Raw genomic sequence first — 22,955 nt, 5'->3', positions numbered from 1 at the left:
CAGCGGTCGTGTCATGCGAAGTCTCCGTAAGAGGCTTAAGACACTAAGACATGTTGACTTCATCGGTCGAGGCGGTGCCTCCCCGATGATGTGCCGGTTTACTCCTCGCTCGCCTTGCCGGCGTCCGAACAACCCGGCAGGCGGTGCAAAATATCTGGATCATCACCGTCGACGCGCAAATACCTTCGTTTGTCTACTGTTTCGGCAAACCTGATCGGCAGCTCGCCGCCGGCGCTGTCCGGTTCGGTGAGCAACTCCAACTCCTCAGAATCGAGGTACCACACGGCGTCGTCGTTGGATAACTTCCAGGGTTGATCGTCGGTCGGCCATTTGCCACCGACCAACCGGATGTCGGTGCGGTCGGGTTCCTTTTCGTCATCTTTCTCGTCGTCGGTCGCGCCTAGTGTGAGGCAACCGACCCATAGCTTCGCCGGCAGCGGCCGGAAGTACACCGCGAGCCGCTGGCGGGTGAGATTCACGTCGACCGGAATTCCGATCGGCGGCAGCGATGTGCCCTCGGGTTGGTCGTTCAGTGACTTCTTGACCTGACGCGAGCCGAGTCCGGTGCCGAACCAGTCGATGGTCAACACGGTCGAAAAGTACTGAGCGATGGCCAGCGACAGCAGACCGCCCGCCCCCGCAACGCCTACCCCGGCGGCACCGGCGACCCAGGTGACCGGCAGTGCGAGCAGACCGACGATCGCCGCAGCCCCTGCGGCCGCGGCGACCTTTCCACCCGCCGACAGACTGAAATCAGCGCTCACCTCCGGTTCGGCAGGATTCTGTGTCGGCCGCACACCCACGGTCCGCGGAAGTTCTTCGAAGCGTTCGCTGACTCGCTTGACTTCGGCCTCATAGTCCTGATCGGTCAGCTCACCAGCGCGCTTCTTGTCGGCAGCTTCACTCAGTGCCCGCTCGAGCGCCTCGATGGTTTCGACGCCGTCTCGCCACGGCTCGTTCTCCTTCGGGTCGCGAGGAATGTCGTCGAGGCCCATCTCGTAGGTGACCTTGAAGTTGGCCTTGAAGTCGTACAGCTTGGTTTCGGCGCTCACCGTGCCGTCGACAACGAGTCGACCGTCCTGGGTCCGGGGCAGGATATCGGCGTCCAGGGCGTCCAGACAGCGTTCTTCGCCGCCGATGTTGATTTTTTTCGGACCGTCGAGCAGACAGGGAGCGTCAGCGAAGTCAGACTCGTCAAGACCGAAGCTGTTCATCACGGTGTCGCGAACCTGCCGCAGAATGCTCCATCCGGTCACCGCCAAACCCGTTTTCTCTCTTGGGTTTTCGGCGAGAACGGACGACGGAAGCTCCTCACCGTTTGGCAGCTCACGCAGCGTCTGCACCTGCACCACCATGGATTCGTGGGTAACCTCGCCGACCTCGAAGCGATGCACGATGACGTCGAGAGCTTTGATCGTGCTGTCGTCCTGAGCCTGCGCGTCGACCTCGAGCGGCGTCGGCAGCAGGTCCTGGATGCCGTCTTCGCCCATGTCGGCAAGTTGCGGACGGACCGAATCTGCGATCTGCGTAGCGAGCGAGTCGAGCACCCTGATCCTTGCCTCGTCGTCGGAGATGGTGGGGTGCTGCAGCTTCTCCAGGTTCACCAGCAGTTCGCCGGCGATGCTGTGCGTGATCCAGTGCGCCTCGGCGTAGTCGAGTTCCCAGCTAACCCGTGGGTCTTGGCCTTTGAAGATGGTCACGCCGTCTGCGCTGCGCTCCACTTCGGCGCCGAACAATCGCGGCGCGTACTCATCCGCCAACGGATCGACGACCAACACGGGCGCGTCCTGCGTAGTGAAGTTCAGCGCGATGGTCTGCTTGCCGGGCTCTAGCTGGTGGGGCTCGAGTTGGTCGTGGATCGTCAACCGCCCGAACAGTGGGATCTCGTTGTACGGGATCTCACGCGACTCGCCGGCGCGCGGACCGTCCGAAATCGTGATCGTCGCGGGCGGCAGTTCAACCAGCGGGATACAGGTAACCGAATCAATGGTGATCCTGGAATCGAAGATCACCAGATCAATCGCGAAATGCCTTAGCGGGTACCGCAATTCGCCGTCATGCTGTTCCTGCCATGCCCGCTCGTGCGCATCACGGATAAACCAGACGCGGTCCAGCGTCAGATCGAGAGTGGCCGTCGCGGAGTAACCGGTGCCGTCGACGGACTCGGAGCGCTTCTCTCCGCTGAACATCTCGGCGGTCTGATCCTGGACGCGCTCACGATGAATTTCGATGATGGTGTCGGGTCGATCCATGTCCAATCTCCAATTGACCAGTGGACGCTCGGTTGCTTGCGGATCTTGTACCCAAAAAGACCCGCCGCGAGTCATGGCCGCCCACCCGGATCCGCCGACCCGCAACGCGGCGCTCGCCGCGTTGTATGTTGACTGTTTCCGGAAGCAGATCCTCCTGGGAAAGGATTGCGATGACAGGCAACAAGCTCGGCAGAGTCGCCGGCAAGGTCGCGTTCATCACCGGTGCCGCGCGCGGCCAGGGGCGAGAGCACGCGATCCGTCTCGCCGAGGAGGGCGCGGACATCATCGCCGTCGATATCTGTGAAGACATCGACGGCGTCGCCTATCCGGGCGCAACCGATGCCGACCTCGCCGACACCACGGCATTGGTGGAGAAGACGGGTCGTCGCATCTTCACCGCCAAAGCCGACGTCCGAGAGCTAGAGAGCCTGCGTGCTGCCGTGGAGCAGGGAGTCGAGGCAATAGGCGCGATTGACATCGTCGTGGCCAACGCCGGCATCAGCGGATCGCCGGCACCGGCCGCCCAGATCGAGGAATCCGCCTGGCAGACCATGGTGGATATCAATTTGACCGGGGTCTGGCACACCGTCAAGGTCGCGCTACCGCATATGACGAACGGTGGCGGATCGATCATCCTGGTCAGCTCGATGTTGGGTATCCGCGGCGGCGGCTACATGGCCCACTACGCATCGGCCAAGCACGCTGTCGTCGGGTTGATGAACTCGCTCGCCAATGAGCTTGCCTACCAATGGATTCGAGTGAATTCGATTCATCCAGGCAACATCTTGACGCCGATGATCGACAACGACCAGTTCCGTCGCACGTTACGGCCGGATCTGGACGAACCCACAATGGACGACATCGCCGGGGTCATCGGGCATTTCCACATGATGCCCAAACCCGTGATCGAAGCCCGCGCCGTCAGCAACGCCGTGCTGTTCCTTGCTTCCGACGAAGCCCAATACATCACCGGCGCGGCGTTGCCGGTGGACGCTGGGGCCGTCGCGAAGTTCTGACGCCGCCGGGCGAAGCAACCCGGTTAAACCCCAGGCGTCACAACTGTCACGGGGCGAGGGTGATGTACATATTTGCCCGACTCCGAGCGACAACCAGCTGAGCCGCCGTGCGGTGTCGCTCGGAGCCGGGCAAACATGCACACGTTCAGGTGCCGGCAGAGCACAACCCGATCGAACCCCAGGCGTCACAACTGTCACGGGCCGAGGGTGATGTATATATTTGCCCAACTCCGAGCGACAACCAGCTGAGCCGTCGTGCGGTGTCGCTCGGAGCCGGGCAAACATACACACCGTCAGCTCCGCGGGGCGGGTGTGACGCGTGTGACGAGCAAGCGTCACACGCACGGATCAGGCCGCGATACCCAGTTCCTGGTTGATCTGCGGCCAGTAGCGGACCCCGTCCAAGGTGAGAATCAGCCAGTCGTGAATCTGGCCGTTGGCCAGGACGAAGTTGAACGGAGCCGCATAGTTCACGGCCGACGTTTGCAGACGGAACACATCGGGCGAAAGGATGTCGAGGTTGCCCGAGTAGACATAGGTCTCCGGGAGCCCCGCGAGCGACCCGTACAGCGGGCTCACCCGGTAGTCGGTCAGCGGAAGGCCGTTTGCCCACACCTTGCCGATCATCTGTGCAGGTCCAAGTGGAAGCAGCGGATCCTGAACGAACCCGATATTCGGATTGGTCATGCCCAGGTCAAGCCACGGGGACAGCAGGACCATCCTGGACGGCATGGTGGCGAGCGGGTTGGCGACCAACATGTGTTGGACAGCGGCGAGCGCGAGGTTGCCGCCGGCGGAGTCGCCGATCACGCTCACGTTGCTGCTCCCATGCGCAGTGATTTGGTCGGCGATGAAACCGGCCATTTGAGGCACCACGACGCCAGCAGTTCCGCCTTGCTGCAGCAATGGGTAGATCGGCACCTGGATCGTCGCGCCGGTCTGCTGGGCCATCACCGAGTAGTGGATCCAGTGCAGGAACGAAGGCGGGAAGATAAATGCACCACCGTGAATGGCCACCACGTATTCGCCGGTCGGCTGCGCCGGCGTGATCTGCACGATGCTCATCCCGTTGGATGTCGTGTACTGCACCGTTTCTCCGAGCAGCAAATTCAAGAACGGTGGCGGCGAGTTGCCGACAAACCAAGATATCGGCGGAATATCGCTGGCAACCAGTTGGAGAAATGGGTTAGTAGGCGAAGCCAGTTGGCTTTCGAGTCCGGACAAACTCAGCAGGGGTTTCAACGGAAACAGCGCGGCCTCTTCGAACCTGGTCAACAGTGACGGTTGGCCGGTGAAACCGCCGGCTTGTGTTGCGGGGAACGGCGGGTCGGCAGTCGCACCGAAGATCTCGGTGAAGATCGTGTTGGCCACTCGGTTGAACCCGGTGCCCACAGTCGTGGGGAATTGCTCGATGCCCTGTTCGAAACCGAGCACCAGCTGCTCGAAAGTCTGCAGCGGCGCGGCGCTGGCCGCCTCAGCGGCGGCATATGTTCTGCCCGCGCTGGTTAATGCCTGCACAAAGCCGTCGTTGAACGAGGCGACTTGGGCGCTCAGGACTTGGTAGCCGCGGCCGTGTGCTGCGAACAGTGCCGCTATCGCGGCCGACACCTCGTCTTCAGCCGCTGCCAGCAACCCAGTGGTCGGCGCCGCGGCCGCAGCGTTGGCTGCCCCGAGCGCCGCCCCGACGTCCACTACATCTGCCGCTGCCGCTGTGACCCACTCCGGCACCACCATCACCGACATGAGAGCCTCCCACCCGTCAAATCGCGCTCGATAACCCGATAAGTCATCAACCCCATTCGGAATCTATCGGCAGCAAAACCCGCCGTCAGCAGAACCGCCAGAAAACAACGGGAATATCGGGAAAACGCAGCAACATTAGGGCTGCCTGGTTAGGCTGCCGAAGATGCAGGTAGCGCCGGAAAGTTTGCTCACCGCCACACGCGATCTTGGATCTATCGGATCCGACCTGAGAGTCGCACATCTCGAAGCTGCAGCCCCCACCACCAACATCGCCAGCGCCGCGAGCGACGAGATTTCCACGGCGGTGGCGGGCGTGTTCGGCGCGCATGCTCAGGATTTCCAGAAAGTCGCCGAGCAAGCGGCGGCATTCCATGACCAGTTCACCCAGCAGTTGAACGGGAGCGCGAACGCCTATGCGAGCGCGGAGGCCGCCAGCGCAGCGGCGCTGGGGCCGGTCCTGCCCGCCGAAGACAACGGCTGGACCACCCTGATCCAGTTGGGTGCGCTAGCCCTGACACCGCCCCTTTTCGTTGCTTTATTGGGCTTTGCGTCCACTCTCCTGGCCGCCTACTGGGCCGTGACGCTGTTCAGCACGGTGGTGCTCGGTAACGCCTGACTCTGCGATCGGAGTCCCCCGGCCGGAACAGCGCGATTCGCTCCCCGAGCGTGCCGGTTTGTAGGCTTTCGGGCATGCCGTTCAACAACGGCGAGGTCTTCGCTGGCTACGTCATTCAGCGCCTGCTCGGCACTGGTGGCATGGGCGAGGTCTACCTCGCCCAACATCCTCGTCTGCCTCGACAAGACGCGCTGAAGATCTTGTCGGTGGCCTCAGCAGCCGACGAGGAGTTCCGCGCGAGATTCAATCGCGAAGCCGAACTGGCAGCGACGCTGTGGCATCCGCATATCGTGCGCGTGCTCGACCGCGGCGAATTCAACGGCCGGCTCTGGATCTCGATGGACTACGTCGACGGCACCGACGCAGGTCAACTGGTTCGGGAGCGGCACCCGCGCGGCATGCCGGAAGAAGACGTTTGGGAGATCGTGACGGCAGTCGCCGATGCGCTCGATTTCGGGCACGATCACCTGTTGCTTCACCGTGACGTCAAGCCCGAGAACATTCTGGTGACAGCGGCCGACGGGCACCGTCGCAGGGTATTACTGACCGATTTCGGCATCGCCCGCAAGATCGACGACGTCAGCAACCTCACCGAAGCCAATGTCGCGGTCGGAACCATCAGTTATGTGGCGCCAGAGCAGCTCTTAGGCAAGACGCTCGACGGGCGAGCGGATCAATATTCATTGGCTGCCACAACCTTTCATTTGTTGACGGGCGCGCCACCTTTTCAGGACTCGAACCGCGCTGTCGTGGTCAGCCACCATCTCAGTACGCCGCCACCACCGATATCGCAGCGACGCCCGGACCTCGCGCACGTGGACGCCGTACTGGCACGCGCGCTGTCGAAAGACCCGACCCAGCGGTACCCGACCTGTGCCGACTTTGCCCGGGCTCTGACGCAGCCGGGTCCGGTCCGGGAGACGGCCGGGCGGCCGGCTACTCAGCGTCTTGAACAACTGATCCTCACCGGGACTGCTCGCGGCGTGCGGCAAACTGCAGCCGGTCCGCAGGATCAAATCGGGACCATATCGTTCCAGGTAATTCCCGACGAGCCGCTGGAGAGCGGTCCCGCTCGAGTTCCGGTGGAAATACAAACCGATCTCGTCGCGGGACAGCTCGCCGAAGGGGATGCCGTCGAGGTCAGCGGCATCTGGGACGGCGAAACCCTCGACGCCGACAAGGTCGTCAACCTTTCGGCCATAGCTCGTCCCAAGCGCGGTCGGTCCGAGGTCCCTGCCGAACCGCCGCGCGAGAAGGCTCCGGAAGCCCCGAAGCGCAGCAAAGGTCGCATCCTCGCCGCCGTTGCCGCCGCTCTCGTGGTTATTGCGGTGACCGCGGCCGCGGTCGTGTGGTTCACACATGGGTTCGGTCAGTCGACTCGCCCCGGACCGATCGTCAAGCCAGTGAGTGCAACGGTGTTCTCACCAGACGGTGCGCCGGACAATCCGCAGGACGCCAAGCTGGCAATCGACGGCAACTCCAGCACGGGCTGGTCGACCGTCACCTATATGGACGCCGTCCCCTTCCCGAAGTTCATCTCCGGAATGGGCCTGTTGCTGCATCTCGCTCAGCCGACCGCGTTGAGCGCGGTGACTCTGGAAGTGCCCAGCAGCGGCACCGAGGTTCAGATCCGTGCGGCTTCCACGGACAAGCCGAGCAAACTGTCCGACACTACCGAGTTGACCCCCACTACCGCCCTGCAGCCGGGACGCAACCGCATCGAGGTACACAACAAGACCAAGACGTCCAATGTGCTGGTGTGGATCTCCAAACTGGGCACCACCAAGGGCGAGAGCCGGACGGAACTCTCCGACATTACCCTGCAAGCGGCGGGCTGACCGCACCGGTCCCACGAACGCGGAGAGGCCCGTCGTTGCTGATCACCAGACTCGGACGCGGTCCTCTGGTTTCAAATACAACGAGTCGCCGGGCTGGACGTTGAACGCGGTATACCACTCGTCCATGTTGCGGACGATCCCGTTGACCCGGAACTTCGCGGGGCTGTGGACGTCCGACAACAGTTGGTTGCGTTCGGTTTGGGGCCGGCAGATCTCCTTCCAACTCGCCGCGAAGGCGAGGAAGAATCGCTGATCGCCGGTAAGCCCGTCGATAACCGGCGCCTCTTTTCCACCGAGAGACAACTTGTAGGCGTCGTAAGCGATGCGCAGTCCCGCGAGATCCGCGATGTTCTCGCCCAGGGTCAGCTTCCCGTTGATCCGATTTCCCGGTAGTGGTTCGTATCCACTGAACTGGTCGACAAGTTTTGCCGACTCATTGTCATAGCGCTCGGCGTCCGCGGGTGTCCACCAATCGCGCTGCATCCCGGTGCCGTCGCTCTTGCGGCCCTGGTCGTCGAACGCGTGGCTCATCTCGTGGCCGATGGTGGCCCCGATTGCGCCGTAGTTTGCCGCTGCATCGGCTGCGGGATCGAAGTTCGGCGGCTGCAGTATCGCCGCGGGGAACACGATGTCGTTGAGGCGCGGAGAGTAGTAGGCATTGTTGGTTTGCGGAGTCATGCTCCATTCGGCGCGATCGATCGGCTTGCCCAACTTGCCGGCGTCGTCATTCCACGACCAGATCGCCAGGTTGTCCTGATTGCCGACGAGCTCGCCCGCGTCGATCTTGACCGTCGCATACGACTTCCACCGGTCGGGGTAGCCGATCTTGGCGACCATGGCTGCGAGCTTGGCCTGAGCTTCTTTCTTCGTTTCCGGCGACATCCACGAGGCACCCTCGATGCGTGCGCTGTACGCCTTGCGGAGGTTCTCGACCAGCCCTTGGGCCCGCTCGCGAGTCTGTTGACTGAAGTGTGCGTGGACGTAGAGCTCGCCGACAGCGTCGCCGAGTCCGTTGCTCACTCGAGAGACGCCGCGCTTTTCTCGCGGCGCGCGCTCTTGAGCACCGGAGATCGTGCGGCCGTAGAAGTCGAACAGCTCGTCGGCGAACGGTGTCGAAAGCTCGCCACCGTAGGCATCCAGCACGTGGTAGCGCAGGTAGGACTTCCAGGCGTCTAACGACTCCGTGGCGAAAAGCCCTGAGGTCTTGCGCAATACGTCGGGCATACCGACCTGGAAGTCGGTCACCGCTGGCAACTTCAGGGCATCGAACAGCTCCCGCAACGGCGCGCCCTCACCGAGTTGCTCGACTGCGGCGCGCGGCATGATGTTGTTCGTCGCGACGACATTGCGCTCTTCCTCGAGCGGCACCTGGACCTCGGCCAGTTTGGTTTCCAGGGCAAGCAGTTGTTCGGCCTGTTGCTGCGAATCGGCGTAGCCAGCGAGGCCGAGAAGCCGGGACGCATGCGCGACGAACTTGCTGCGCAGTTCGACCGACTCGGCATCGGTTTTGACGTAGTAGTCGCGGTCAGGAAGTGACAGGCCGCCCTGCCAGATGATGGGCAGGTAGCGGGTGGGTTGGTTCGGATCGATCCCTACTGAGACAGGGAAGGGATCCGACACCCGCGTCTTCCCGTTGAACGAGACCACGACAGCGTTGAGGGCTGGCCTGTCGTTGATTCCTTCGATCGACGACAGCAGGGGCCGCACCGGTTCGACGCCCTTCTTGTTCAGCAGCTCTTCGTTCATGTAGGACGCGTAGAGGTCGCCGATCTGCTGTGAAATGTCCCCTGCTGGTGCATGTTTGGCAGCTGCGCCCTGGACGATCGCCTTCAGGTCGTCATTGAGCTGGTTCTGAATGTCGAGATTGACACCCGCGCACACCTTGTCCGCGGGGATCTTCGCGCCTTTGACCCAGGTGCCGACGACGTAGTCGAAAAAGTCGTTGCCGGGCCGAACGGATCTATCCATGTCGGCCAAATCAACGCCCCAGGCGCCAACTTTCGGCTTGGCAGACGGCTGGGCCGGACGACCACACCCGACAAGCACTAGGCAAGCAGCCAGCAACACTGCCATCGTTCGGACGAATACGCGCACCGCAGATCCTCCAGTCGCCGGGCCAAAGTGCAGCTTAGCGATAGGCGCCGACAATCAGCATTGCGCTACGCCGGGCGAACCCCGTTAACTGGCGATCGTGGAAGGAGTCGCGCTCCTGGTGGTGGCACTGATCTGCGGCGCCATCGCCGCCGGGATCGCCGTCAGGAAGAATCGCAGCGCAGTTGGATGGTTTCTGATCGGCGCGTTGCTCAGCCTCGTCGGCATCGTGATCATTGCCATGCTTCCTGCTGCCACACCCGGTGCTGCGCACGGTACCCGAAAAGTTTATTGCGGGAGATGCACTGCGGCACAAGATATTCCGATCGAAGACTCGTCTTTCGTGTGCTGGCAGTGCAAGCGAGACAACAAGGTGCCCAGCTTGCCGCCCGCGACCCCGGAGCGGTGAGTTCCAAACGGTCTGCAACATCAGTGACCTGCCGTCGTATTGCGCGTAAAATCCCTGTTCGTCAAAGGGAGACTCGCCGTGAAGATGTCGCCATTCGACTACCACCGACCGGACACGGTCGACGAGGCGATCGCACTGCTGCAAACCTATGGCGGCGACGGCAAGGTGCTAGCTGGTGGGCAGAGCCTTCTTCCGATCCTCGCCCTCCGGCTGACCCAGATCGGGCATCTCATCGACATCGGGCGGGTTCAAGGTCTGCAGTCGATCGACGCAACTGACGACGGCACTGTCTCGGTCGGAGCGTCAGTCACACACGCACGCGTCGAGAGGTCCGACGTCATGACCGCCGCCGCGCCCGCGGTAGCCGGTGCCATGCCGCACATTGGTCATCGGGCGATCCGCAGCCGAGGGACGGTGTGCGGGAGTCTGGCCCATGCCGATCCGGCAGCGGAACTGCCGGCGGTTGCATTGGCGCTCGGTGCCGAAATGATCGTGGGCGGCGCGGCCGGACAGCGCACGATCGGCGCGGGTGACTTCTTCCAGGGTTACCTGTCGTCCGCGCTGGCCGAGGACGAGTTGCTCTTAGGAGTTCGCTTCCCCGCATGGGCTCCTCGGGCGGGGTGGTCGGTGCTCGAGATAAGCAGACGGCAGGGGGACTTCGCGTTGGTCGGCTTGGTGACGACGTTAGAGGTCGACGAGGCCGAGTTGTTGCGGCGACCGTCGTTGTCGTTCTTCGGTGTCGCCAGCACGCCGGTGCGCGTTGCGGAAGCCGAGCGTTTGCTCGACGGCAACGCTCCCGACCCGGCGCTGTTTGCAGAGGCGGCAAGCGTCGTGTCGGGCGCATTGGAGCCACGCGCCGACGACCACGCATCGTCTGAATACCGGGCGCATGTTGCGGGAGTGCTCACCCGGCGCGGGCTTGCCGAGGCCTCAAAGCGAGCCAGCGAACGGGCCACAGCAGGGGCGGGTGTTTGATGCGGGAGATCAATCTTCGGGTCAATGATCGGGACGAACGCGCGATGGTCGAAGGTCGCACGACCCTGGCCGAATTGCTTCGCGAGCGGCTCGGTCTTACGGGCACGCATCTCGGTTGCGAGCACGGAATATGTGGCGCGTGCACGGTCGCGGTCGATGGTCAGCCTGTTCGTTCCTGCTTGATGCTGGCGCTGCAGGCGGAGGGATCAAGTGTCGAGACCGTCGAGTCACTCGGCGACGGGGACGGCCTCGGGCTCATCCAGCAGGCGATGTGGGAGCGCCACGCATTTCAATGCGCTTTCTGTGCACCGGGATTCCTGATGACCGTGCGCTGCCTACTGGCAGACAATCCGACACCGACGACGGCGCAGATCAAAGAAGAGCTCTCCGGAAACCTTTGTCGCTGCACGGGATACGCATCGATTCTCGAGGGTGTCGCCGAAGCCCTGGACAAGATGTCCAAATCAGCCGCGAAGGCGGTCGTGGAAGGCGCGAACGATGCGTGAACAGATCATGGGGCGATTCGTCGGCGCCCGCGTCCGCAGGGTCGAGGACCGCCGACTGCTGCGCGGGCGTGGACACTACGTTGACGATGTCGTCGTCCCGGACATGGCGCACGCGGCGTTCGTCCGCAGCCCCTGGCCCCATGCCCTGATCCGCGGTATCGACACCACCCGTGCCGCCGCCGTTCCGGGCGTGCACGCGATCATCACCGGTTCCGAAATCGCTGCGATGACCAACCCGTTGATCGGGATGTTCGCCCTGCCGGGCCTCTACGACCCGTGGCACTGGGCGCTGGCCGTCGACCGTGTTCGCCTGGTCGGAGACCCAGTTGCCATCGTGGTAGCGACATCACGCGCAGTGGCTGAGGATGCCGCAGAGCTGGTCGACGTGGAATACGAAGAGCTGCAACCGATCGCGACGTTGGCACACGCCCACGATCCCCGCCGGGCGGCGATCTGGCCGAAGGCCAACGGCAACGTCGTCTGGGCATTGTCGGAGTCCTACGGCGACGTCGATGCGGCGTTCGCCGGGGCCGATCGGGTGATCACTGAAACGTTCCGTCAGCACCGGCACGCCAACCAACCGATGGAAACCAGAGGCATGGTGGCCGAGATCGACGCCGACGGCAAGCTCACGTTGCACGCGGCCCATCAGGCCGCGCACGTTCTCAAGTGGCTCATGGCGATGTGTTTGGCACGGCAGCCGGTGTGGATGTCGATGCGCGACATGTTCCGCCAGCGCGATCAGACGAAAGCCATCTTCGCCGGTGTCCGCGACTTCGTCCGCGCTCACCCGACGATGATGAAGGACGCAGCTCCGATGATGGCGATCATGCTGCGCCAGATCGCCCGGGATCCAATGCGGATGGTCCACCTCAACCGGACGCTGCTCGGATTGATGGCAACGCCCAAAGACCAACTCCCGCGGGTGGTGACGGGCGACATCGGCGGCGCGTTCGGATCGAAGGGCACAGTGCTGCGTGAGGAAATCGCCTTGTGCGCTGCCGCGCTGCGACTGGGCCGATCAGTCAAGTGGATCGAGGACCGCAACGAGCACCTCGTACTCGGCGGCCAAGCCCGTGACGAACAAGTGGCTGTCGAGGCTGCGGTAATGAACGACGGGACGGTGCGGGGCCTGCGCGCCAAGCTCACGATGGATGGGGGTGCCTATCCGGCAATCCCGTACGGGGCACCGTTGTTCTGTCGCTTCATCCAGACGATGTTCCCCGGTCCGTATCGGTTCGACGCCATGCAGTTCGACACTGAGATCGTCTCATCGAACAAGGCGAGCTATGTGCCCTATCGGGGACCCTGGGCAGTCGAAACCTGGGTCCGCGAACGGCTTTTCGACGTCATAGCCCGCGAGTTGGAGATCAGCCGCGCCGAGATCAGGCTGCGCAACATCGTCGGTCCCGACATGCTCCCGACGACGATGGTCACGGGTCCGACCCTCGATGTGCGCATGTCGGCCAAAACCACTCTGCAACGGGCCCTCGAGATCGCCGATTTCGAACATTGGGCGGATCATCAAGCGGCGGCTCGGGAGCAGGGCCGCCGCCTCGGCCTCGGGATTGCGACCTACATCGAAGCGGCGCCCGGGCCACCGAACTACGTCGACGTTGTCATGCCGGGATTATCCGCGTTCGCAGGCACCGAGCCGATCTATGCAGTCCTGGAAGCCGACGGCAGCGTCACGCTCCACACTCGGCAGGTGCCCCATGGCCAAGGCCATGAGACGACGCTCGCGCAGGTGGCCGCCGACAAGCTCGGCGTACCCGTCGAAACCATCCGGGTGAGGTACGGCGATACGAACTTCGCGCCATTCGGCATCACCGGCACCGGCGGAAGCATGTCGGCAGCGATGGCGGGCGGTGCCGTTGCGCTCGCTGCGAACACCCTGCGCGAGCAGATTGTCGATATCGCCGCGGACCTGTTGGAAGCGTCATCGGCCGACGTTGTCATCCAAGACGGTGCGATCCACGTCGCGGGTGTGCCCACGATCTCGCGAACCTTCCGCGAGGTTGCTGAGGAGGCGGTGCGGCGTGGCCCGAATGGAAAGACCGACCGGCCCGGACGCGATGAGGCTATCCGCACTCACGGCGAGTGGAACGGCGGCGAAGGCGGTTGGGCGCAGGCCACACACGTGTGCTGGGTCGAAATCGATCTCGAAACCGGCCAAGTGAAGATTCCTCGCTACGCGGTCGTGGAGGACTGCGGCGAGATGATCAACCCGGCCATCGTCGACGGCCAGATCCGCGGTGGCGTCGCGCAAGGCGTGGGCGCCGTGCTCTACGAAAAGACGATTTACGGGGAGGACGGGCAGCCCAGGACGGGGACGTTCATGGACTACCTGATCCCGACCACGATGGAGATTCCCGAAATCGAGATACACCACGTCGAGACGCCGACGGACATTGCCTTCAATTACCGCGGCGTCGGCGAAGGGGGCATGATCGGCGCCCCGGCGGCGATCACCAATGCGGTGGAGGATGCGCTGGCCGACCTCGGTGTCCGGGTCACCGAACAGCACCTGCCGCCGACCAGGATCCTCGAGCTCGCAGGCGTCATTCCTGAACGCACCGACCGATAGGCCGCGTGAGGTACGGTCCTCCGCCCCGCTTGTGGCGCGCCAGCCTCTCCCGTGCCCGCCTCTCGCCCGCCCGCCTCTCGCGTGAGGGTGCGCAGAATGCCACCTGCGTCAGCGTGTCGGCGGCAATCTCTGCACGCTCGCGGCGGCGGCCCTGGTGCGCGGGACCGCCTCCCCCGCCGCTCACCGCTTAGAGAAATGGCACGTCATCTCGAGATGACATCAAGCAGGTCGTCCAATGCGTTCAGGTTGTGGCCCTCGATGAATTCGTCGACGTACGGCAGTGCAGCGGCCATACCTCGGGCCAGCGGGGCGTAACCGGGCGACGCCTTGAGTGGGTTGACCCACACCACCTTGTAAGCCACCCGCGACAGGCGCGCCATTTGGTCGGCCATCACGGTTGGGTCGCCCCGCTCCCAGCCATCGGAGAGGATGACCACCACGGCACCGCGAGACATGCCGCGCATCCCCCATCCATTGTTGTAGTCGCGCAAGGTGTCCCCGATCCGCGTACCTCCCGACCAGTCGGGTACCGCAGCGCCCGCGCAACGCAGTGCGCGATCGGGGTTGTGGGACAACAGCTCCCGCGTCAGCCGGGTCAGGCGTGTTCCCATGGTGAAGGCCTCGACACGGCGGCGGCCGGCCACGGCCGCGTGCATAAACCGCAGTAGCGCCCGGGAGTAGGAATCCATCGAGCCGCTGATGTCACACAACAAGACAACCCTGCGGGGTTGCCGGGTCGGGGCGTACCAGGCCCGGCGAATGGGCTCGCCGCCGGTGCGCAACGCACGGCGCACCGTGCCCCGGATATCGGGGTGCCGGTGCCGACGCCCCTTCGCTGGCCGCCGCCGTCTGCTGCGTCGCATCGCCGCCCTGGCACGAAAGTTGGCCATCAGTCGCTGCGCATCGACGAAGTCTGCTGCGGTGTACTCACCAAAGTCCTTGCGGCGCAGAACCTCTACCGGGCTATAACGCATAACGGTGGTAGGCGTTCGGCTGGGGCATTGAGCGTCGTCTTCGGTGTCCGGCTCTGGAGAGTCCTCTGTCGTGATTGCGCCGGGGCGGTTATCGGTTGGTTGGCGGAGCCAAACCGAACGAAATATGCGATCGAAGGTATCGACGTCCTCTGGGCGCTTGACCAGAGCGGTACGACCCGCCCAATACAGACTGTCGCGGTCTGCCGGGTCCAGCTCGCCTAGCGCCGATACGAAAAGCGCGACAGAGCCGGTGGGAACTGCCATTCCCTCCGCGCGTAGGCGGCGTGCGAATATCACCGCCAGCCGATCCGCGCCGTCAGACATCGTCGCCGGCCACCCGTAGCAACGTGTTAAGCCCTGCGGCCCTTGTTTTTTCGATGTCTTCGCGATACTTCAGCACCCAGCCGAGGGTGTGTTCGATGTCGATGTCGGACAGTTCCGACTCACCCAGTTCGGCCAGTGCTCGGGCCCAATCTATGGTCTCGGCTACTCCGGGTGGCTTGTAAAGGTCGAGTCCCCGCAAGGCTTCTACGGCTTCCGCGACCCGGCGTGCCAGCCGTTCGCTTGCCTCCGGCACGCGCAGCCGCACGATAGCCACTTCGCGGTCGATGTTGGGATGGTCGACCCAGTGATAAAGGCAGCGTCGTTTGAGCGCGTCATGCAGGTCGCGGGTGCGATTGGAGGTCAGGATCACCAGCGGCGGCACCTCGGCCACGAATGTTCCTAGCTCCGGTACCGTTACCGCGAAGTCGGACAACATCTCTAGCAGAAACGCCTCGAATTCATCATCGGCACGGTCGATTTCGTCGATGAGTAGCACCGGTCGGGCGCCGTCGCGATTGTCGATGGCTTGTAGCAGTGGCCGTCGAACCAGGAAGCGCTCGGAGAACAGTTCATCCTCTGCAGCCGAAATAGCTTCTGCGCTAATGGTTTCCGCAGCCTTTAGGTGCAGTAGCTGGCGGGCGTAATCCCATTCATAGACCGCCTGCGACACGTCAATGCCTTCATAGCACTGCAGCCGCAACAGCTTGGCGCCCGACATGCGTGACAAGGTTTTGGCGACTTCGGTCTTGCCCGCCCCAGCCTCACCCTCGAGCAGCAACGGACGCCGCAGCCGGATGGCGAGATGAATGGCAGTGGCCAGGCCATCATCGGCGAGGTAGCCGAAGCGGACGAGATCTGCTTTCAGCTGGCGGACGGCCTCCGTCGTCACGGTTGCACCTCCTGACAAGCTCCGAACGAGCCGGCGTACACGACCGCATAGGACGCCGGCAGCGCGCAGCTATTGCTGACTCTACGAAGCGACGAGTCCCGTCGGGCGGTCTTGTCGAAAACACCGTCTCGATTGCGGGCGCCGAAGCCGATACGCCCCCGGGGTGACGAGGACCGGTTTGTAGAGTCTGGACGGCGCAGCAGGTTCTGCTCACACGCTCACGCGTCAGCTCTCGAAGGGAACTCGATGCACTGGTACACCGGCAACACCACCTATGACACCGTCCTGACGCTCGGCCTGGTCATCGCAGGATTGGTGATCATCGGCGGCTTGTTCCAGCAGAGTCCCTATGGCCGATTCGGCTCCGCGGCGCGCGGATTGAAGCTCAACCCGAAGCTGGGCTGGTGGCTGATGGAGATACCCGCAACCGTGGTGTTCGTCGTGTTCTACCTCACCGGGCCGCGCCGGTTCGACGTCGTGCCTCTGGTGCTCGCGGCCATCTGGTTGCTGCACTACGGGAATCGGGGGTGGTTCTTCCCCTTGTCGATCAGGCAGGTGCCAGGCAAAGTCGGCAGCTTCAACGTCGTTGTGCTCGCCTTCGGCATGGTGATCACCACGATGCACGGCTACCTCAATGGCGCGTTCTTCAGCCACGATTACAAGCACCAGTACGGCACCGAGTGGTTGACCGATCCACGGTTTCTCGTCGGGACGGTTGTGTACCTCGGCGGCTTCCTTCTCTTGGTCCGGTCGGAATCGATCGTGCGCAATCTGCGCGACAAGAAGAATCCAGGCGCAAGCGAGTACAAAATCCCTTACGGCGGCGGGTTCCGATTCGTCACTAGCCCGGCATACCTCGGTGAGCTGATCGCCTGGGCCGGCTTCGCCCTGTTGACCTGGTCGCTCGCGGGGGTGGTCATTTTTCTGATCACGGCCGGCAACCTGGTCCCACGAGCGTTCGCCACCCACAAGTGGTACCGCGAAAAGTTTTCCGACTACCCCGCCGAGCGCAAGGCGCTGATACCTGGACTGATCTGATCTGAGCGTCGCTAGTCGGGATTTTCGAAAACTGCTTGCTCCCCGGACATTCCAGCGACCACGGCAGCGATCTGGTTGGGCGAGCCGATCAGCCCGGTTTGCAGCTCCGATTCGAGCGCGAGAGCAGTCGCGGGGTCGCTGCTGAGCCAGGTTTCGTCGTACAGGCGCTTGGCCGCACGGATGGCATGCGGTGACTTCGATGCGATCTCGCCCGCGAGCTCCAGGGCCGCTTGAAGCGGATCCTCGGCAGTGCGAGTCACCAAGCCGAGCTCGGCACCTTCGCTGCCAGAAACGATGCGGCCGGTGAACGTCAACTCTTTCGCGACGTCGATAGGTAGCAGCCTCGGCAGCGTCTGCGTAATGCCCATGTCGGGAACGAGTCCCCACTTGATCTCCATGATGCTCAGCTTCGCGTCCGGCGCGGCAATCCGGATGTCCGTGCCGAGCGCGATCTGCAAACCGCCACCGAAGCAGTTGCCGTGGATTGCGGCGATGACGGGCACCGGAACCAACGACCAGTCGTAACTCACGCGCTGAGCCAGGTTCGCCGGCCCGTCGTCGTCCCGAGTCAGCAGCACGCCCGTGCCACGTTCACCGCCCATGAAACTTGCCACGTCCAAGCCAGAGCAGAAGCTCTTTCCCTCGCCGTGCAGAACTACCGCGCGGACCGATGCATCCCGTGCCAGTTGCTCCGCGGCGGCCACCAAACCTTCGAACATGGCTTGGTCGAGCGCATTGTGCTTGTCGGCGCGCACCATCGTTGCTGTTGCCACGCCGTTGTCGGCGACGCGCACGCGGACTCTATTTTCGCTCACGAGAAGCAATCTATCGCCTGATCAGATGTTGCTGCGGCGGACCACCTCCTTGAGGTGATGCGGTCCTGGGTGTCGGCTGCGAGTATCTTTGTCAGCTCGGCGAGACCCCGCTGGCGATACGCTGGCGGGCGGTAGAAGGCGTCGTCGACGTGATCCCGCTAGAGAGGAACACCCATATGAGCGCATCATCGACGGTGATCGACGTGGACGCGCCAGTCCTGGTCACGGGCGCCAGCGGCTACATCGGCAGCTGGATTGTGCGATTGCTCCTCGAAGCAGGACGCACCGTGCACGGCACGGTCCGCAACCCGCAGAAGGCTTCCGGTCTGGAGCATCTGCACAAGCTCTCAGATGATCACCCCGGTCGCCTCCGGCTGTTCAAGGCCGACCTTCTCGAACGCGACAGCTTCGACGAAGCCATGGGTGGTTGCGAACTCGTCATGCACACCGCATCGCCGTTTTTGCTCTCCGGGTTCAAGGATGCGGAGGAAGCTCTGGTGCGCCCGGCGCTCGAGGGCACCCGCAACGTGCTGGACTCGGTCAACCGCACGCAATCCGTCAAAAGGGTGGTGCTGACCAGCAGCGTGGTAGCGATTTACGGCGACGCCTGTGAATCTCTAGATGTCCCCGGCGGTGTGTTCACCGACGAGCACTGGAATACCACCAGCAGCGTTGACCACCAACCGTATCCGTACTCCAAGACGGTGGCCGAGCGCGAGGCGTGGCGCTACTGCGAGGCGCAGGACCGCTGGGACATGGTCACCATCCACCCCGGCCTGGTGCTCGGGCCGGCCCTGACCAGTGCCAGCGACTCGGCCAGCCTGAGCACGATGAAACAGTTCACCGACGGCACCCTGCTTACCGGAGCCCCCGCGTTGACCATGGGCGTGGTAGACGTGCGTGATGTCGCCGACGCTCATCTGCGTGCCGGCTTCACCCCCGAAGCCCACGGCCGCTACATCGTCAACGCGGATTCGGTGACTTTGCTGCAGATCGGCAAGATATTGCGCAGCCGGTACGGCCAGCTCTACCCATTCCCTAGGACCACGATGCCCAAAATCATGGTGAAGGCTGTCGCACCCGTTGTGGGGCTGACGCGAAAGTTCGTCGACCGCAATATGGGTTACCCGCTGGCATTCGACAACGCCCGCAGCCGCGACGAGCTGGGACTGACTTATCGGCCGGTCGAGCAAACCGTCACCGAGCACTTCCAACAGATGCTCGACGACGGGGTGGTCCGCCGCCTGCCCGGCAGCCGCTGATTAGCCGTTCTGGCCGCAGTCGGTACCCACTTCGCCGACGCAAGAGTTCCGCAAGCTCTCGAGCGCACGCTGGGGCGACCAGCTATCGAGAGATCAGAACATGAACCAACGAATCGCAGCACTGACATCCGCCGTATTGGCTAGCTGTGGGTTGGGGCTGGCACCTGTCGCCCAGGCCAGACCCCTGCCGCCGCACACGTGGTGCCCAGGCAATTCCATGGTGTACTCCCGCTACGACCTGTCGTCTGGACCCGGATCCGCCTACCAATGGGACATGAACGTATGTCACACGTGGTACTGGGTCCAGAACTCGGCCGGCAACGTTCCGTACAAGGGCCAGCTACCGAGCGATGTGTGGGACGGCGACAATCCGCCTGCGGTTAAAGAAGATTCGTGCGACTTCTGTTGGTAAGCGGGCAGCGTTGTAATGGTTGTGGCGCAACGGAATTGACCTTTGCGGGCACTGCGCGTTACCTAAGATGCGCATGTGGGCCCATGCTGAGGAAACTCTCTTCGGCGCGTAGCGCATTCTGTTGACGCTGCGGGCGAAGGGGTTAGCTGACCAACGGAACAGACGCGGCCCGGGGGCCACCGGAGCGGGTTCGTGCGGGCGAGATAGGCCGGGCGGCGCCGCGGCGCGCAGAAAGGTGCGGGTCGGCACGATCGACCGCCCTGGATCCGTAAGACGCAGCCGATCTACCGCCAAGGAGTTTACGATCCGTAAATTCGGACAAAAGGGCAAGGTTGCGCGCGTAGCGTATCCACCCGGCACAACCGGGGAGCTGTCATGAATGGACCGTATGCGCTGTGGACGAGTGGCAAATCGTGGTGTGAGTACGAAGTAGCGGTTGAGCCCGAGCACCTGCCGGCAATTCGCAGCCTGTTTAGTGATCCATGGTTCGAAGGCAGCGAAATGCTCGAACTGCCAGTAGATCTGATTCCCGAACCGCATTGTCCCCGCGGCGAATGGGCGGTATCAATTCGTGCGCGCGGCCGAACTCTGGGCTACCTCGACGCGACAATCGAATACGCGTGGGCGACAGTAGTTCGACGGATCGTCACATCTGGTTTTGTTCCCCGCACGAACGGCAAAGTCTGGGGACGCAATTACGAAAGCTGGGATGGCCCGGACGAGTTCGAAGCCTCTTTGTATATTTGCCTTGGCCAGCCACATGAAGCTGTGCCGCTTAATGATCCGCCTCGGGAGCCGTACACGCTGGTGCCTCAGTCCTCATCAGTGCGAGTGACCAAAGTGGACCAGCATTTCGATGTGTTGCTCAAGTCTGTCCCCGAGGCTGGTCGCGGTGTTTTGTTCGTCACGTTGCATGAACGGGGACCTCTAGATGCGAGATCGAAGTCGCACGTCGAGGTTCGCATTGGGAATAAGCGCATCGGTCAACTGACCCCGCAGACCAGTGCCCGGTTCTTGCCGATGATTCGCCACCTGAGACGACACGGGCTGCTCACGGTGTGCCGTGCCGAGATTGTCGGTTCAGCGGTCGCTGCCGAGGTGCGGATTCACGCGATGAAAGCGAACGAAGTATCCGATGAATTCCTCAGCGGTGAAGCACCGATCAACCTTCCGGGCTTGCATCCGAACCAGCAAAACCCGAAAGCGTACGACCTGAACTCAGCAGCGCAGTTGGTCAGACCTGTTGCGCCCATGGCAGTCCTCAAGCGGCCGATTCCGGCAGAGCCGGGTGATGGTGAAGTTGTGCGATTCAGCAGGAGCGAAGGGCGGTACGTGTATGTCGCTGTACGCTGCGGCCCTGAATGGCTAACCACTGCGACTTCAAATCGAGGAGCTGTCACGCAGGTGATGAAGTGGAGCGATCTGGCGCGACGAAGTCGTCAGTTCGAGCAGGCCAGTTCATGGGACCTTGTCCGACAACAGGTCAATCTCGTACGGCAGAAGCTGGCCGTTGTGCGGTTCATGCTCAACCGAAACTATCTGGCCGCAATCAATATCGCCGACACTGGGTATTACGACGGCGATTGGTACACGACGATCTCGGATTTCATGGAAGAGCATCTGCCGTTCGGTAGTTACGCACGCTGGTCCGATATTGCACAGTACGGCGAGGACATGTGGATCGCGACTGCATGGGATCCTCTGTGATGGGCCTACTGAGCCAAAAATTCCTCCATGACGTCGGGGGCAGGCTGGGCGCCGCGCCGATCGAGGTGGCCGTAGACGTCGACGGTGGTCTGGATACACCGCTGCTGGTGATCCAGTGGCACTCAGCCACGAATCCTAAATCGGAGGTCAAAATGGTGAAGCTGCCGGGAATCGAATTCGTAGATTAGCGGCGCTGGCCTTTGCCAAACAGACCGGCAGGGAAGGTTGACGACCGGCTGCGAACTGCCGAAACGCGAAGCAGTGGTGAAAGTTTCACCAACCGCCTTGATGTCGTTGCAGTGCGTCCTACAGTGACCCCCATGGACGAGGAACGATCGAGCTCTGACGGCGAGAAGGTGACTGAGGGCAACACCGACTTCTGCCGGACGCCGCCAGGACCGAGGCCGCCGAGCTGGCGTTGGTGACGACGGTGCGCCGAGTCGAATAGCGGGACGAGTGCGGCGCGTGCCGTGGCTGCCTCGGTCTCGATGATGCTGCCAGCGTTCTTGACTTCGGCGGGTGCGATTTGAACGAAGTCACCGCTCATTCGATCTTCCCCTAGGAACTATCCCGGTGCCGGACACAACGGCCCCCCGTCGCTGCCACTGACCGTATACCGGTCCACACCGAAGGTCGCGTCGCTGTACCCGATGAGCAGGATAAACAACGTCACCAATAGAACACCCAACACGCCAAGTGTCGCAGGAACTTTCAGCCACCACCGGTGCGCTCCAATCAGGACTAGCACTAACGCAGCAACTAGGCAGACCATGGTGGGGATAACAAGCCCGACGGTCGCCCACCCCGGCGCGGTGAGGTTTGGTGCAGGCGGCCAGGGCGTGGCGCAGTGATTGCTCTCCAGCTGACGCACCCAGGCGTCAACTCGCCATGCACCCGCATACAGCGCCACCAATGAACCGGCAAGCAGTATCGCGGCAGCAACGAACCACCATCGAGCCCGTCTTGCAACAGCGAAATTGCTCATTACGCTCCTGGGGGCCTAACGACGACCACGGTCTGAGGGTCCTGTTCCTGGAGTCTGATTGGCAGCCGGTCTTGAAGGCTGTAGTTGGTCGCGCCCGGAGTGTCCGGGAAATATCGACCGACTCAGCGCCGCCAGCGGGATGTTGCCGAGCACCGGTTCGATGTCACGGGTCAGATACCTCCGGCACTCGGCGCGCGTCTTGCGTTCAAATCCCGAGAAACTGTCGATGTGCCGGTCGATCCACCGCCCGACCGTCATCCGCCCGGACCCATCAGTCTGACGCGGCGACGAGTCGATGCAGTGCATTTCCAGGGCGCGCTCAGCACCGTGGCCCTTGATCGGGGACCGAAACCCATCGGCTTGGTGGCGGTCTTTGAAGGACAGTGAGGACTGTCGACCATCGACCCGGAACAGCACCGCGAAGGTCAATTCGCCGTTGCTGCGGACCCGTTCCCGGATGGACGCCCGCCGGGGATCGTTTGACAAAGCGTCTGATGGTTAACATCAGTGCAGCCA

The 22,955-nt window shown here is 62.9% G+C and carries 17 protein-coding genes; 10 read left to right on the top strand and 7 right to left on the bottom strand.

Annotated elements, in window-relative coordinates:
• Nucleotides 1-98 precede the first annotated feature (98 nt).
• On the bottom strand, nt 99-2,252 hold the full coding sequence (locus A5634_RS02680) for a hypothetical protein (protein ID WP_065142536.1): 2,154 nt from the start codon (nt 2,250-2,252) through the stop codon (nt 99-101).
• A 170-nt stretch (nt 2,253-2,422) separates the two neighbouring features.
• On the opposite strand from A5634_RS02680, the gene A5634_RS02675 reads away from it, so the two are divergent.
• Nucleotides 2,423-3,268 carry a mycofactocin-coupled SDR family oxidoreductase gene (locus A5634_RS02675; protein ID WP_065142535.1) on the top strand — a complete coding sequence of 282 codons (846 nt, stop codon included), beginning with the start codon at nt 2,423-2,425 and terminating at the stop codon, nt 3,266-3,268.
• A gap of 348 nt (nt 3,269-3,616) precedes the next feature.
• Here the strand turns inward: A5634_RS02675 and A5634_RS02670 are convergent, their stop codons facing one another.
• Nucleotides 3,617-5,011 carry a PE domain-containing protein gene (locus A5634_RS02670; RefSeq protein WP_065142534.1) on the bottom strand — a complete coding sequence of 465 codons (1,395 nt, stop codon included), beginning with the start codon at nt 5,009-5,011 and terminating at the stop codon, nt 3,617-3,619.
• A gap of 163 nt (nt 5,012-5,174) precedes the next feature.
• Here A5634_RS02670 and A5634_RS02665 point away from each other — a divergent pair, with 163 nt between their 5' ends.
• Complete coding sequence (locus A5634_RS02665) at nt 5,175-5,627, top strand: PE family protein (RefSeq protein WP_065142533.1); 453 nt, start codon at nt 5,175-5,177, stop codon at nt 5,625-5,627.
• A gap of 74 nt (nt 5,628-5,701) precedes the next feature.
• Nucleotides 5,702-7,465 (top strand): serine/threonine-protein kinase, encoded by a 1,764-nt coding sequence (locus tag A5634_RS02660; protein WP_065142532.1) that lies wholly within the window; start codon nt 5,702-5,704, stop codon nt 7,463-7,465.
• Nucleotides 7,466-7,507: 42 nt separating this feature from the next.
• On the opposite strand, the gene A5634_RS02655 is transcribed toward A5634_RS02660, so the two are convergent.
• Complete coding sequence (locus A5634_RS02655) at nt 7,508-9,433, bottom strand: M13 family metallopeptidase (RefSeq protein WP_172831594.1); 1,926 nt, start codon at nt 9,431-9,433, stop codon at nt 7,508-7,510.
• 244 nt (nt 9,434-9,677) lie between these two features.
• Between A5634_RS02655 and A5634_RS02650 the strand changes: the two genes are divergently transcribed.
• The 4 genes from A5634_RS02650 (at nt 9,678) to A5634_RS02635 (ending at nt 14,033) form a co-directional block, all read left to right on the top strand.
• Nucleotides 9,678-9,965 (top strand): hypothetical protein, encoded by a 288-nt coding sequence (locus A5634_RS02650; protein ID WP_155769317.1) that lies wholly within the window; start codon nt 9,678-9,680, stop codon nt 9,963-9,965.
• 84 nt (nt 9,966-10,049) lie between these two features.
• On the top strand, nt 10,050-10,940 hold the full coding sequence (locus A5634_RS02645) for an FAD binding domain-containing protein (RefSeq protein ID WP_065142530.1): 891 nt from the start codon (nt 10,050-10,052) through the stop codon (nt 10,938-10,940).
• Complete coding sequence (locus tag A5634_RS02640) at nt 10,940-11,446, top strand: (2Fe-2S)-binding protein (RefSeq protein ID WP_065142529.1); 507 nt, start codon at nt 10,940-10,942, stop codon at nt 11,444-11,446. Before A5634_RS02645 ends, A5634_RS02640 begins: the two co-directional genes overlap by 1 nt.
• The gene (locus tag A5634_RS02635) at nt 11,439-14,033 is read left to right on the top strand and encodes a xanthine dehydrogenase family protein molybdopterin-binding subunit (protein WP_065142528.1); all 2,595 of its coding nucleotides are present in this window, start codon (nt 11,439-11,441) and stop codon (nt 14,031-14,033) included. The genes A5634_RS02640 and A5634_RS02635 overlap by 8 nt, the downstream gene beginning before the upstream one ends.
• 203 nt (nt 14,034-14,236) lie before the next feature.
• On the opposite strand, the gene A5634_RS02630 is transcribed toward A5634_RS02635, so the two are convergent.
• Together A5634_RS02630 and A5634_RS02625 are read right to left on the bottom strand one after the other, a co-directional pair.
• Nucleotides 14,237-15,007: a vWA domain-containing protein gene (locus A5634_RS02630; RefSeq protein ID WP_253861459.1), complete on the bottom strand. Its 771-nt coding sequence runs from the start codon at nt 15,005-15,007 to the stop codon at nt 14,237-14,239.
• A 316-nt stretch (nt 15,008-15,323) separates the two neighbouring features.
• Nucleotides 15,324-16,220 carry an AAA family ATPase gene (locus tag A5634_RS02625; RefSeq protein WP_081290145.1) on the bottom strand — a complete coding sequence of 299 codons (897 nt, stop codon included), beginning with the start codon at nt 16,218-16,220 and terminating at the stop codon, nt 15,324-15,326.
• A 246-nt stretch (nt 16,221-16,466) separates the two neighbouring features.
• Between A5634_RS02625 and A5634_RS02620 the strand changes: the two genes are divergently transcribed.
• Entirely contained in the window at nt 16,467-17,258 is a 792-nt protein-coding gene (locus tag A5634_RS02620; RefSeq protein ID WP_065142525.1) for a methyltransferase, read from the top strand.
• Between the two features lie 11 nt (nt 17,259-17,269).
• Here the strand turns inward: A5634_RS02620 and A5634_RS02615 are convergent, their stop codons facing one another.
• Nucleotides 17,270-18,073, bottom strand: coding sequence for a crotonase/enoyl-CoA hydratase family protein (locus tag A5634_RS02615; RefSeq protein WP_065142524.1), 804 nt, complete (start codon nt 18,071-18,073; stop codon nt 17,270-17,272).
• Nucleotides 18,074-18,249: 176 nt separating this feature from the next.
• Between A5634_RS02615 and A5634_RS02610 the strand changes: the two genes are divergently transcribed.
• Both A5634_RS02610 and A5634_RS02605 read left to right on the top strand, forming a co-directional pair.
• Complete coding sequence (locus tag A5634_RS02610) at nt 18,250-19,335, top strand: SDR family oxidoreductase (RefSeq protein ID WP_081290144.1); 1,086 nt, start codon at nt 18,250-18,252, stop codon at nt 19,333-19,335.
• Between the two features lie 787 nt (nt 19,336-20,122).
• Complete coding sequence (locus A5634_RS02605) at nt 20,123-21,454, top strand: hypothetical protein (RefSeq protein ID WP_155769316.1); 1,332 nt, start codon at nt 20,123-20,125, stop codon at nt 21,452-21,454.
• A 1,000-nt stretch (nt 21,455-22,454) separates the two neighbouring features.
• Here the strand turns inward: A5634_RS02605 and A5634_RS02590 are convergent.
• A complete protein-coding gene (locus A5634_RS02590) occupies nt 22,455-22,925 on the bottom strand; it encodes a hypothetical protein (protein WP_065142520.1) in 471 nt (156 codons plus the stop codon).
• Between the last annotated feature and the right edge of the window lie 30 nt (nt 22,926-22,955).

This window comes from Mycobacterium asiaticum (genome assembly GCF_001673365.1).
GTDB lineage: Bacteria > Actinomycetota > Actinomycetes > Mycobacteriales > Mycobacteriaceae > Mycobacterium > Mycobacterium asiaticum_A.
The sequence above is the reverse complement of the archived record's forward strand: the minus strand, read 5'-3'. Positions and strand labels throughout refer to the sequence as shown.